Below are 13,299 nucleotides of genomic sequence, written 5' to 3' on the forward strand. Positions count from 1 at the left end.
TGCCTCTTTGAAAAGGCTATTTTACCTTTCTTTCTGCTGCTTGGGTTGATGCCTGCATTTTAGCCTTAAGCACTTTCATATCTTCACTCACTTTTCTGTCCAATATTTTAGCGTAATGTTGTGTAGTTCGTAAAGATTTGTGACCAAGCATTTTGCTTACAGATTCAATAGGTACGCCGTTTGACAATGTTACTGTAGTGGCAAATGTGTGTCTCGCCAAATGAAAAGTAAGGTTCTTTCTAATTTTACAAAGTATCGCTATTTCCTTGATATAGGCATTCATTTTTTGATTACTTAATACCGGAAGTAATCTTCCTTTATTAGAAACATCAGGATGGTCGTTATACTTCTTTAGGATATCAATTGCAGTCGGTAATAGTGGAATGCTACTTCGAGTATCGGTTTTAGAACGTTTTATCTTAATCCACTTATCACCATCGATACCAATTACTATATCGTTGCGTGAAAGCTTTTTAACATCTGCATAAGCAAGTCCTGTAAAGCAAGAAAAAAGAAATATGTCTTTTACTTGGTCCAAACGTTCTGTATGTAATTCCTTTTCCACCATCTTTTGAATCTCTTCTTCGGTAAGAAACTCTCTTTCAACTATTTTAAGCTTAGCTTTCCAATTTGCAAATGGGTCTTTTTGAATCCAATCGTTAGCAAAAGCAATGCGTATGATTTTTTTAAAATTAGTGACATACTTGATAGCCGTATTATGTACACACTTCCGTTCTGTTTTTAGGTAATATTCTAAACCAGATATAAATTTATGGTCTACATCTTTAACAGGAATATCCTCAAGGTTATATTCTAAATTTATATAGTCCGAAACGTGTTTCTTCGCTGTTTTGTAGCGTTCTATAGTTCCAGGAGCAAATTCTTTCCCTACTAAACGCTCTATTTTATCATTATGGTTTTGGAAAATTTCGAGTAGCATCTTATGATGTATTCCTTTGCCTAAATAAACATTCTTAATAATATCTGCTGTGACCAGCTCTTGATTCTCAGATAACATTTCTTGAATCTTATAGATTTTAACTTTAATAGTGTCCATATACTTATTAAGCTCACGAACATCAGTTGTTGTTCCGCGAACCTTTCCAGCCTCAGAGTTCCATCTACTCAATAACACCTTTCGTTTTATGCTTAACTCGCTACGTTTTCCATTAACCGTTATTCTTAGGTAAATGGGAGCATTACCGTTTTTGTCGATGTCATTACCTCTTGGGTAAAATAGGATTGAAAAAGTAGTTTTCATCGGTGCGTGGTTTTTACTGCACCATAAGGTACAAAAAATACAAATACGAATTACACGTAAATCCTTGTACATCAATAGTTAACGACTTATTAGGTGCGTATTTTAGTATAAATATTTACGCACCGAATCACGCACCTTTTATTTGATATTATATGGTTTTGGATGATATTGTAAAAAATCAAAAAAGCCCGAAAACATAGTGTTTACGGGCTTTTAGCGGAATTTGGTAATTCCTAAGCGGAGAAAGAGGGATTCGAACCCCCGGAGGTGTGACCCTCAACAGTTTTCAAGACTGCCGCATTCGACCACTCTGCCATTTCTCCTGAGTGCCTCATCAGGTATTCCCTGAATGCGGGTGCAAATATAGAAATGATTTCTTATCTAATAAAGCCTTTTCTAATTTAATTTTCATCCTAATTACTTTCACTTAATTAATTTTAGTGTAAAAAGCCTGAGATTCAGTTTTTAAGTAACTTGGCAACATGACAAATTCATTAGTAAGTATATTAATTCCTTTTAAGAATGTTGAGGAATATTTTGAAGAATGTTTAAAATCTATACGCAACCAAACCTACCAAAAATGGGAGGTTCTTGCAATAAATGACCATTCTGATGATAATAGCCTAGCAATAGCCGAACGCTTTTCAAAATTAGATAATCGTTTTAAAATATTCACTAATGATGAATCGGGTATTATAACTGCTCTTCGAAAAGCATATAGGCACAGTGATGGTGAATTTATAACCCGAATGGATGCTGACGACTATATGAGCCAAGACAGAATTAATACCATGCTAGTATCTTTGAAAGAAAAAGGAAAAGGTTCGTTGGCTATCGGACAAGTAAAGTACTTCGCTAAATACGGAGTAAACGACGGCTATGCCCGATATGCAAAATGGCTGAACGAATTGACTGCTGGCGGAAGTAACTTTGAAGAGATTTATAAAGAATGTGTTATTCCCTCCCCTTGCTGGATGGTTCATAGAATGGATTTAGATAAATGCGGAGCTTTTGCACACAACCGATATCCAGAAGATTATGATCTTGCATTTCGGTTTTATGAAAAAGGTCTTACCTGTATCCCTTGCAACAAAGTAATTCACCATTGGCGCGATTATGATACACGAACTTCACGAACCAGCGAGCACTATGCTCAAAATTATTTTTTAGAAATTAAGCTTCATTATTTTCTAAAATTAGAATACAACCCCAACAAAACCCTTGTAGTATGGGGAGCTGGGAAGAAAGGGAAATCAATAGCCAAATTACTCACGGAAAACAACATACATTTTAAGTGGGTATGTGATAATCCGAAGAAAATCGGAAAAGATATTTACGGAGTAAAATTGATTCACTTTTCTGAACTGAAAACCATTAAAAATTCTCAAAGTATTATTACCGTAGCAAATGAGGAAGAACAGATAAGTATACAATCCTTTTTCTGCAATTTAAAGCAAAAGCCTGCAAAAGATTATTTTTTCTTTTGTTAGATATATTTGGTTTACAATATCAGTTTTGAAATGTTTAAATAATAGTTGTTATCTAATAAGCTCGTAAATTCAAAATAATTATCTTTGACCTAATCAAAAACAGGAATGCAATTTAAATATCCAGAAATTCTTTGGGGTCTTTTTCTACTACTTATTCCTATATTAATTCATCTTTTTCAATTACGTCGTTTTAAGAAAACACCTTTTACCAATGTAAAATTCTTAAAACAAGAGGTTACAGAATCACGAAAAAGCAGCACCTTAAAAAAATGGTTGTTACTTCTTGCACGTTTAGGCTTACTTGCGGCCCTAGTAATTGCCTTTGCACAACCCTACATTGCGAAAAAATCCGCCCTACAAGAGAAAGAAACTGTTTTCTATTTAGATAATTCTTTTAGCATGAATGGTCAAGTTGAAAACGGCAATCTTTTTAAAAATACAATTCAAGAGTTTATAAAAGCCATACCAAAGGATCAGCATTTTAGCCTATTTACAAATAATCAAGTTTTTAAAGATGTAGAAATCAAGGATATTCAGAACGATCTACTTAACCTTAATGTAACCTCTGAACAACTTGGCATTTCCGAAATTACACTTAAGGGCAACACCTATTTTTCTAATAAGGGTGGTATTCAAAAAAACTTAGTCCTCATATCAGATTTTCAACAGCGAATGGGCACAATTAAAAAAACAGAAAGTATTAACAACGTTACTATCACCTATGTAAAACCATCGGATCATAAAATTATCAATACCTCTATAGACTCTATTTTTATTGGTAACAAAACTAATGAGACTATAGAATTGGTTGCACAATTATCAACTAATTCTTCTGAACAGACAGTTCCTGTTTCTCTATTTAACAAAGAGGTACTTATCGCTAAAACAGCCGCTAACTTTGATGACAACAAAAATGCCGAAGTACGATTTACTGTAAATGCCAATGACGTAATTTTAGGAAAAGTAGCACTAACCGATACAGGGCTAGAATATGATAATCAGTTTTATTTTAATCTGGATAAAAAGTCTAAGATAAAGGTCTTGGTAATTAGTAATACCTCAGCAGATTTTTTAAATAGAATTTATTCAAATGATGAGTTTACTTTAACAATTAGCACATTAGAGCAACTAAATTATAGTGCTATCGATTATCAAAATTTGATAATCTTTAACGAAATACAAAAATTACCTAATTCACTTATTACTGCCATAAAATCGTTTAGTTTAAATGGTGGCAGCTATGTTTTAATACCCGCTATTGATGGGGACTTAAATTCATACAACGAATTGGCCATTACAAACAATAGTCGATATGTAAATACTATAGTTCAGGATATGGCTATTTCTACCATTAAAACGGAGCACCCGCTTTTTTCTAATGTATTTGATAAAAAAGTGACAGATTTTCAATTCCCTACAGTTAAAGAACGTTTTAAATTGACTTCAAAAGCACCTATTGCGATTCTGTTTCAGAATAAAGATCCCTTTTTAATAGGCACTAATAATGCCTATTTCTTTACTGCATCTATCAATAATGATAATTCTAACTTTAAAAATTCACCCTTAATAGTTCCTACATTCTACAATATGGGAATAAACAGTTTAAAATTGCTTCCTTTATACGCAAGCCTTGGTAATAAGTTTGAAATAGAATTACCGATCACTTTGCAACAAGATGATGTCATTAAAATATCAAACGAAAAAAATGATTTCATTCCCCAGCAACGCGTATTACCAAAAAAAGTTAAAGTCAATTTTATAGAAAACCCTAAAGAAGCAGGTATTTATAAAATTATGCACAACGAGAATATTTTAAGACATATAAGTTTTAATAACAATAGAAAAGAAAGTGAATTGCTCTATTCTCAAATACCCGATGAAAAAAACAACAACTCATTATCAAATTTCTTTATGGAAAGTCAAAAGAATAACTCCATAAATGAGTTTTGGAAATGGTTTGCTATTTTAGCATTAGCATTTGTTCTTATAGAAACATTACTTCAAAGATTTTTAAAATAAGTAATAACTGAACCACCCTTTGCCCTATGAATACACTTTTAAAATCAGTAACGATAGTAAATGGGAGCGCTAAGAACCTGCATCTTAAAAAAAGAGATATTCTTATAAGAAACGGAGTAATTGAAGCCATTGAAACCACTATTGAACCTACAGGTAAAACAAAGGTGATCGATGTTAAGAACCTACACGTTTCTATCGGTTGGTTTGATAGTGGTATCTGCTTTGGCGAACCAGGTTATGAAGAAAGAGAAACTATTGAAAACGGTTTGCTAACTGCGGCTAAAAGTGGCTTCACAGATGTTATTTTAAATACTTGTAGTCACCCAACACCAGATTCGTCTTCAGACATTGTATATCTTAAAAATGCAGCCAAAGACCAATTGACAAGTTTATATCCCTTAGGCAACCTTACCGTTAATGGTGATGGTATTGCACTTGCCGAGCTTTATGACATGAAGAATTCAGGTGCATTAGGTTTTTATGATTACAAACAGCCGGTTAGCAATGCCAACCTTCTAAAAATTGCATTACAATATGCTCAGAATTTTGATGGTTTAGTTTTTTCTTTTCCGATGGATAAAAGTATCTCAGGAAAAGGAATTGTAAATGAAGGAGTTACAAGTACAAAACTAGGTTTAAAAGGTATTCCTACATTGTCGGAAGAATTACAAATAGCGCGAGATTTATTTATTTTAGAATATACAGGGGGTAAATTATTCATACCAACAATATCAACTGCAAATTCGGTAAAGTTAATAGCAGAAGCCAAGAAGAAAGGCTTAGAAGTCTATTGCAGTGTTGCTGCTCATAATTTATTAATTACAGATGATGAACTTCAAGATTTTGATACACAGTATAAAGTAATGCCGCCTTTAAGAACTTCATCAGATATTAAAGCGCTTCTAAAAGGAGTAAAAAACGGTACTATTGATTTAGTAACCTCTGATCATACACCTTTAAACATTGAATTAAAACATGTTGAATTTGACAATGCCGATTATGGTTCTATTGGACTTGAAAGTTCTTTTGGATTGATAAACGAATTACTCGACATTGAAGAAACGATAGCTTTATTAACCAAAGGAAGGTCTATTTTCGGAATCGAAACTCCTAAACTTGAAGTTGGCGAAAAAGCGAATTTAACACTTTTTACTCCCGAAGAAACCTACAAATTTTCTGAGGAAAATATTTATAGCAGTAGTAAAAACTCTATTGCATTAGGTAAGAATATGAAGGGCAAGGTAATAGGTACAATTGCAAACAATCAATTAATGGTCAATTAATAGTGATGGAAAATAAGAACAATATACCCGGAAAAACTACAGCTGTAATCGCTTACTTAACCATTATTGGTGCCATCATAGCAATGTCTATGAATATGGAACCTAAACATAGTTTTGCAAGATTTCATACACGCCAAGCATTTGGGCTTCATTTAATGTTTCATGGTTTTGCCATATTTTCAAGTGTCTGGTTCAACCAATATGCACTTTATGGTCTTTACCTATGTTACATAGTTCTTTGGGTTTATGGCTTTTTAGGAGCGCTAAGCGATAAAGAACAAGAGGTTCCAATTGTTGGACCATACTTTCAAAAATGGTTCACTTTTATTCAATAATTAAATGACAACGGCTCCCCTATCTTTAGAACATATTATTAGACCTTCTAGCCTAACCGATAAAAAACCTCCAGTGCTTTTTATGCTTCATGGTTATGGAAGTAACGAAGAAGATTTATTTTCCTTTGCACCAGAATTACCAGAAGAATTGTGCATAATTGCAATACGTGCACCTTACATTTTACAACCTTATGGATATGCTTGGTATGCCATAAATTTTGATGCCGAAAAAGGAAAATGGAGCGATGATGACCAAGCAATAGAATCTCGCGAAAAAATAATAAATTTTATTGATGAGGCTTGCTCTACTTATGGGTTAGATGACCAGAATGTAAATTTATTAGGGTTTAGTCAAGGTACCATTCTTAGTTATGCCGTAGCACTATCATACCCTGAAAAAATTAAAAATATTATTGCTTTAAGTGGATACATCAATGAAAAAATATTAAATGATTCCTATGTAAAAAGTAATTTTAAAAATCTAAATTTCTATTGCTCTCATGGTGACATGGACCAAGTTATACCAATCGACTGGGCAAGAAAATCTCCTGAATTTTTAAGAAAGCTAGACATCAAACATGTATATGAAGAGTTTCCTGCAGGACATGGTGTCTTACCTCAAAACTTCTATTCATTTAAAAAATGGATTTCCGATAAAATTTAGTTGCTACGAGTATATAATAAATGATCAACTAGGGTGAAATCTACCCCTAAATCATCTTTTAACTCATATTTAATTAATAATTCGCCCCAATATTTTCCATCAGAAAAATCGGTTAGAATCCATTTGTGGTTCAATACCTTAATTTTATTTATCTTAAAATCGTTCTGCATACCTTCATATGGTACTAAAGGATTATCTCCTTTTTGCTCATTGGTTTCCAATAGCTTGTCAGCAATAAATCCTGATGGATTCTCCAATTTAAGATGGTCAAAATAAGCAAGGGCATCGTCGTTATTCTCCAATGAAAAATACTGCATATCTAGCACCTTCAAATTAGATTTCTGAACTGAATCTTTAAGTAACTCTATTTCATTTTCCAATTTAGAAATTCTATTTCCACTTGCCTCAGCCATATTACCACTACTTACAAATAGATATAGGCATATTAAAGAAACAAATAAAAACAGGTATAGAAATATTTTACTTTTCATAATTATAAGGTAATAGTTAAATTATCGTAGGCCAAATGTACATTCTTAGGTAAGCTTTTTTCTACTTCATCATGAAAACCTAGTAGGTGACTTATATGTGTAAAATAAGCTTTCTCTGGCTTTACCTTATCAATAAAAGCCAATGCTTCTTTTAAATTAAAGTGAGATAAATGTGGCTCTAATCGCAATGCGTTTACAACAACTACTTTAGAGCCTTTAATTTTTTCAATTTCCTTTTCCTTCATTGTTTTTACATCTGTAAGATATGTAAAATCCCCTATCCTATATCCAAAGACTTGAAGCTTGTTATGCAGCACATTTATAGGTATTACCTCTAAATCGCCTATAAAAAACGGTACATTGTTTTTCACCTTATTAATATGAACCGAAGGTGCACCAGGGTATTTGTCTTTCTCATTTAAAATATAGCCAAACCGTTTCTTCAATGATTTAACTACACGTTTATGTGCATAAATGGGAATATCACCTTGTTTAAAGAAAAAAGGTCGAATATCATCCAGGCCAGCAGTATGATCCGAATGCTCATGTGTATACAAAATACCATTCAGGTGATTTATATTCTGTAGTAGCATTTGTTGTCGAAAATCTGGACCACAATCAATCACATAATTATAGTCTTTCCATGAAAGTAATACAGAAACTCTAAGACGCTTGTCTTTAGGATTATCACTTAAACAGACAGGATGGGTACTACCAATAACTGGAATACCTTGAGAAGTTCCCGTTCCTAAAAAAGTAACATGTAAATCGTCTATCATGTACTACAAATTTAATTCCTTTTTAGTAAAATAAAGGTTTGAAAATAAGAAGATCCCTGTAATTAAATTGCATTAGAAATAATAAGCAAATCTTATACCATTTATTTCGGGCTATTGCCCTTTGTCACAACCATTCTTTATAACTTTGTTAAAAGTTAAACAGGTAAAAAATGGCATCGGTATTAAAAAGAGATAGTGTCTTTGAAAACATTCCTTCAATAAAAGCAAAGACCTTACGTATTAATCTTAATCCAGATATATACGGAACTTTCGCAGAAATTGGTGCAGGACAAGAGACTGCCCGTCATTTCTTTAGATCCGGTGGAGCCTCTGGTACCATCGCAAAAGCGATGAGCGCATATGACAAAGATTTTAGTGACGCTATTTATGGTATTGAGAAAGATGGTAGATATGTGACACAAGCACGTTTAAAAACGATGCTTTCTCATGAAATGCAGTTGATGGAAGAACGTATTAGTCGTAAAAACCATCCTGACAGGTTATTCTTCTCATATGCCAATACTGTTGCTACTATCGATTTCTCAAAACGATATAAAGGTCATGGTTGGATTGGTATTCGTTATCAATTAGACCCGAAGCAAAAGGAATTTGATGAAATTATACTCCACATTCGTTTTAAGCAGAACGAAGCAAGATTACAACAAGAAACACTTGGTATTCTTGGGGTTAATTTAATATATGGTGCCTTTTATAAATATGACAAACCTAAGAAAATGTTGAAATATTTATATGATCATATAGATAAGGATACATTAGAAATTGACATGGTTAATTTTTCTGGCCCAAATTTTAAAGATGTCGATAACCGTTTAATGAGTTTACAGCTTATTAAAAATGACATGACAGATGCAGTAATGTTCGGCCCTGATGGTAATAACCTTTTACCTGCAGCTGTGCTTTACAAGAAAAATATTTTGGCACTACGCGGTAGTTTTAGGCCGGTAACTAAAGTAAATTTAGACATGTTTGAGAAATCTTATGACATATTCATAAGAGATCCCCAAGTAGACCAAAATAATACCATCGTAATTTTTGAAATCACACTTTCTAACTTAAAAGCATCTGGAGAAATTGATGAGCAAGATTTTATGGACCGTGCAGAACTGTTATGTTCTCTAGGCCATTCCGTAATGATCTCTAAATTTCAAGAGTATTATAAACTAGTTGAATACTTTAATAATTTCACCAAAAATAGAATAGGCCTTACCATGGGTGTCAATAACTTGGTAGACATATTCGATGAAAAATATTATCGCCATTTAAGTGGAGGTATACTTGAAGCATTCGGTAAACTGTTCTTTAAGGATTTACAGGTGTATCTATATCCAATGAAGAACCCCGATACTGGTCAAATAATGACAAGCAACAATGTTAAGGTTCATCCACGTATGAAAGAATTATATAAATTCTTCAAATACAATGGTAAGGTTATGGATATCATAGATTACGAACCTGATGTCATGCATATTTTCTCTAGAGATGTACTTAAGAAATTAATGAATAATGAAGAAGGATGGGAAAAAATGTTACCTGAAGGAATTGCAGAAATTATAAAGGAAAAAAATCTATTCGTTAGAAAAACGATTGAAATAGACACTGAAGAAACTTAGCGCAAAGAGTTAAAGTCTAAAAAACATTAAAAGAGCGACCATTAAAAATGGTCGCTCTTTTTATTTTAGCATATAACCTTCTATTCTAATAATTGAGCAGTGTGGTCTTTTGTCTTTACTTTGTCAATTATCTTAGTAACAATAGCATTACCATCGACTACAAATGTTTTTCTATGAATACCATCATATTCTCGACCCATAAACTTCTTTGGGCCCCAAACCCCGAAAGCATTAATTACCGTATGGTCTTCATCTGCCAATAATGGAAATGGAAAATTATATTTTTCCTTAAACTTTGCTTGTCTAGCCTCCGAATCTGCACTTACCCCTAAAAGTTCATAACCTTCGGTTTGTAATTCCTTATAATTATCCCTTAAATTACATGCTTCGGCAGTGCAACCAGGTGTGCTGGCTTTTGGATAAAAAAATACAATTATTTTTTTTCCTTTATAATCATCTAAACTAATCGTATTACCATCTTGGTCTTTAGCTGTAAATGCAGGTACTTTATCGCCTATTTTTAACGTATTCATAAATGAAGTTTTATAAATTTGTGTTTAAATATTTTCATTCAAAATTAAACAATTAATGACTAAGGCAGAAAAAATAGCTTTTACAATTTCAACACTTCAGGAACTTTATCCTGAAATACCCGTACCCTTGGACCATAAAGACCCCTATACCCTGCTCATTGCTGTTTTAATGTCTGCACAAAGTACTGATGTCCGCGTAAATAAAATTACTCCGCTTCTATTTGCAAAAGCTGACAACCCATATGATATGGTAAAATTAACTGTAGATGAAATAAGGACTATTATAAAACCCGTGGGATTATCTCCTATGAAGGCAAAAGGTATACACGGACTTTCAAGAATTTTGATTGATAAACATAATGGTTTTGTACCCCAAGAACTAGAATATTTAGAAGAACTTCCTGCTGTTGGTCATAAAACTGCTAGCGTAGTGGTATCCCAAGCATTTGGCATTCCTGCATTTCCTGTAGACACACATATTCATAGATTACTTTATAGATGGGGCTTTACTAATGGTAAAAATGTAGTACAGACAGAAAAAGATGCAAAGAGATTATTTCCGAGAGAACTATGGAATGATCTTCATCTACAAATAATATGGTACGGGCGCGAATACTCACCTGCTAGAGGCTGGGATATGGATAAAGACATTATCACAAAGACAATTGGGAGAAAAAAAGTATTGAATGAATACTATAAAAAGAAAAAGACCCGCTTATAGCGGGTCTTTTTCTTAATTTAAAAATGTTTCGAAACTTAAATCTTCGTACTCAAATTCAAAAAGTGCCTGTGAATAACTTAACAAAAAGTTAATTGTCTTGGGACATACTTTATTAAATTCGGTCTGTTCTTGGTAATTAGAGTAAATTTTTTCCATACTTCCTACGTTGTTACAATAAAATAACGACGCAAATTTGGAAATATTGTTTATTCTAAATTTATACCACTGTTAATTAGTAAGAACTATATTATTTTTCTCAATGATTTTTCTAAGATTAATTAATGCATATCGCATTCTACCTAAAGCCGTATTGATGCTAACACCTGTGTTTTCTGAGATTTCTTTAAAACTCATATCTTTATAGATACGCATTAAAAGAACTTCTTTTTGATCATCTGGTAATTCTTCAACCAATTGTCTTAAATCGGTGTCGATTTGATTTTTTATTAATTGTTTTTCAGCATTTAACTTATCATCTCCTATTACAGAGAAAATATTAAAGTCATCGCTACCTTCAAATATTGGCATTCTCTTATTTCTTCTGAAGTGATCTATAATAAGGTTGTGAGATATTCTCATTACCCAAGGTAAAAATTTACCTTCCTCGCTGTACTTACCTCTTTTCAAAGTTTTGATAACCTTAATAAAGGTATCTTGAAATATATCTTCGGTGATATCCTTATCTAAAACCTTAGAATAAATAAAACTTGTAATACGCTGATTGTGTCTGTTGATTAAAACTTCTAAGGCACCTTCATCACCGCTGATGTAATCCCTTACTAATTCTGAGTCTTCAATTTGTAGTTTCATACGAGTTACTTTCTTTAAATGGTTAAGGTTAGGATAATCTTGTTAGTTAAATGGTTTATTTCTTATTTCTGATATAAAACTAGAGAAAAGGGGTGCTGTGCAAAAAAGTATGTTGTCAAACCACGCATTTTTGATGTGAAACATCGAAAACGTATATTTCGATACAATAAAAGCAACTTTGGAAAGTTCAGAGTGCAATTTTAGAAGCCTGAAATTCTAAACATAAATAAATAGAACAAGTAATTACTATATAATAGACATGTTATTTTATAAAATCTAAGTGTGTAAAATCTACTTACAAACATGTTACAAGAGCACCTAATCACCTTTCATCATGGGTTTAAACTAAAAAACCCCTAGGCAAAGCCTAAGGGTTATATATAATTGATCGGTAATGTTAGTTTAAGTTACTTTCAAATTGTAAACCTTTAACTTCTGTTATCTCTAAGGATTTAGAATATGATAGTAAAAACTGAATTGTTTCAGGTTTAGCTTTAACTAAAGCAGTATTATTATTATCCTCTTTGTAAATTTTTTCCATGGTACTTGTTGTTTAGGTTCAACTAAAGAACGACACATGAATGAAGATAGTAGATCCACTCGACCTTTAACCTATTAATTCGTTAAAACAATACTATTTGCTTCTACCAACTTTCTAAGGTTAATTAAAGCGTAGCGCATTCTCCCTAATGCAGTATTAATACTGACACCAGTATTATCAGAAATTTCTTTAAAACTCATGTCCTTATATATCCGCATTTCTAAAACCTCTTGCTGGTCTTCTGGCAGTTCTTTAATCATCTTAAGTAAGTCTGAATCTATTTGCTCTTTAATCAATTGCTTTTCAGCATTTAATTTATCATCACCTAATAAAGAAAATATATTATAGCTTTCTTTACTATTATACATTGGCATTCTATTATGCTTTCTAAAATGGTCAATAACCAAATTATGTGCTATACGCATAACCCAAGGTAAAAATTTACCTTCTTCATTATATGCTCCCTTTTTTAAGGTGCGTATAACTTTCATAAATGTATCTTGAAAAATATCTTCGGTTAATTCGCGGTCACCTACTTTAGAATAGATAAAACCGGTAAGACGAGAATTATGACGATTGATAAGGGCTTCAATCGCTCTTTCATCTCCTTGAATATATTGCTTTACTAATTGGGAATCTTCAATTTGTACTACCATAAACTTTACTTTAGGGGTTAAAATGTAGTCCCAAATTCAATGAATAAGGGTCTAGTGGTTAAATTCTAACTTTAAAAAGTAATGT

14 protein-coding genes and 1 tRNA gene are annotated in these 13,299 nt (G+C 32.5%); 7 read left to right on the top strand and 8 right to left on the bottom strand.

Annotated features, from left to right (window positions below; translation table 11 throughout):
- Positions 1–16: 16 nt before the first annotated feature.
- Positions 17–1,261: a site-specific integrase gene (locus tag AACZ49_RS10705; protein WP_339654443.1), complete on the bottom strand. Its 1,245-nt coding sequence runs from the start codon at positions 1,259–1,261 to the stop codon at positions 17–19.
- Between the two features lie 238 nt (positions 1,262–1,499).
- Positions 1,500–1,584 (bottom strand) — tRNA-Ser (locus AACZ49_RS10710).
- A gap of 159 nt (positions 1,585–1,743) precedes the next feature.
- On the opposite strand from AACZ49_RS10710, the gene AACZ49_RS10715 reads away from it, so the two are divergent.
- The 5 genes from AACZ49_RS10715 (at position 1,744) to AACZ49_RS10735 (ending at position 7,052) form a co-directional block, all read left to right on the top strand.
- Positions 1,744–2,751, top strand: a complete 1,008-nt coding sequence (locus tag AACZ49_RS10715) for a glycosyltransferase family 2 protein (protein WP_339654446.1) — start codon at positions 1,744–1,746, stop codon at positions 2,749–2,751.
- A gap of 105 nt (positions 2,752–2,856) precedes the next feature.
- Positions 2,857–4,770: a BatA domain-containing protein gene (locus AACZ49_RS10720; protein ID WP_339654449.1), complete on the top strand. Its 1,914-nt coding sequence runs from the start codon at positions 2,857–2,859 to the stop codon at positions 4,768–4,770.
- A gap of 26 nt (positions 4,771–4,796) precedes the next feature.
- On the top strand, positions 4,797–6,053 hold the full coding sequence (locus AACZ49_RS10725) for a dihydroorotase (RefSeq protein WP_339654452.1): 1,257 nt from the start codon (positions 4,797–4,799) through the stop codon (positions 6,051–6,053).
- A gap of 5 nt (positions 6,054–6,058) precedes the next feature.
- Positions 6,059–6,388, top strand: coding sequence for a hypothetical protein (locus AACZ49_RS10730; protein WP_091624773.1), 330 nt, complete (start codon positions 6,059–6,061; stop codon positions 6,386–6,388).
- 4 nt (positions 6,389–6,392) lie between these two features.
- The gene (locus AACZ49_RS10735; RefSeq protein WP_339654455.1) at positions 6,393–7,052 is read left to right on the top strand and encodes an alpha/beta fold hydrolase; all 660 of its coding nucleotides are present in this window, start codon (positions 6,393–6,395) and stop codon (positions 7,050–7,052) included.
- Here the strand turns inward: AACZ49_RS10735 and AACZ49_RS10740 are convergent.
- Together AACZ49_RS10740 and AACZ49_RS10745 are read right to left on the bottom strand one after the other, a co-directional pair.
- Positions 7,049–7,543: a hydrolase gene (locus AACZ49_RS10740; protein WP_339654458.1), complete on the bottom strand. Its 495-nt coding sequence runs from the start codon at positions 7,541–7,543 to the stop codon at positions 7,049–7,051. The two genes, AACZ49_RS10735 and AACZ49_RS10740, sit on opposite strands and share 4 nt — an antisense overlap.
- 2 nt (positions 7,544–7,545) lie before the next feature.
- Positions 7,546–8,322 (bottom strand): MBL fold metallo-hydrolase, encoded by a 777-nt coding sequence (locus AACZ49_RS10745; RefSeq protein ID WP_339654461.1) that lies wholly within the window; start codon positions 8,320–8,322, stop codon positions 7,546–7,548.
- A 170-nt stretch (positions 8,323–8,492) separates the two neighbouring features.
- On the opposite strand from AACZ49_RS10745, the gene AACZ49_RS10750 reads away from it, so the two are divergent.
- Positions 8,493–9,953: a TonB-dependent receptor gene (locus AACZ49_RS10750; protein ID WP_339654463.1), complete on the top strand. Its 1,461-nt coding sequence runs from the start codon at positions 8,493–8,495 to the stop codon at positions 9,951–9,953.
- A gap of 80 nt (positions 9,954–10,033) precedes the next feature.
- Here AACZ49_RS10750 and bcp read toward each other — a convergent pair whose 3' ends face one another.
- Positions 10,034–10,486, bottom strand: coding sequence for a thioredoxin-dependent thiol peroxidase (gene bcp, locus AACZ49_RS10755; protein WP_339654466.1), 453 nt, complete (start codon positions 10,484–10,486; stop codon positions 10,034–10,036).
- 55 nt (positions 10,487–10,541) lie between these two features.
- Here bcp and nth point away from each other — a divergent pair, with 55 nt between their 5' ends.
- Positions 10,542–11,207 carry an endonuclease III gene (nth, locus tag AACZ49_RS10760; RefSeq protein ID WP_339654468.1) on the top strand — a complete coding sequence of 222 codons (666 nt, stop codon included), beginning with the start codon at positions 10,542–10,544 and terminating at the stop codon, positions 11,205–11,207.
- Positions 11,208–11,435: 228 nt separating this feature from the next.
- Here the strand turns inward: nth and AACZ49_RS10765 are convergent, their stop codons facing one another.
- The 3 genes from AACZ49_RS10765 to AACZ49_RS10775 form a co-directional block, all read right to left on the bottom strand.
- Positions 11,436–12,017, bottom strand: coding sequence for a sigma-70 family RNA polymerase sigma factor (locus tag AACZ49_RS10765; RefSeq protein WP_339654470.1), 582 nt, complete (start codon positions 12,015–12,017; stop codon positions 11,436–11,438).
- A 397-nt stretch (positions 12,018–12,414) separates the two neighbouring features.
- Positions 12,415–12,558: a hypothetical protein gene (locus AACZ49_RS10770; RefSeq protein ID WP_339654472.1), complete on the bottom strand. Its 144-nt coding sequence runs from the start codon at positions 12,556–12,558 to the stop codon at positions 12,415–12,417.
- A gap of 74 nt (positions 12,559–12,632) precedes the next feature.
- Positions 12,633–13,214: a sigma-70 family RNA polymerase sigma factor gene (locus tag AACZ49_RS10775; protein WP_079512031.1), complete on the bottom strand. Its 582-nt coding sequence runs from the start codon at positions 13,212–13,214 to the stop codon at positions 12,633–12,635.
- Positions 13,215–13,299: the final 85 nt, after the last annotated feature.

This window comes from uncultured Maribacter sp., from assembly GCF_963975365.1.
Lineage (GTDB): Bacteria > Bacteroidota > Bacteroidia > Flavobacteriales > Flavobacteriaceae > Maribacter.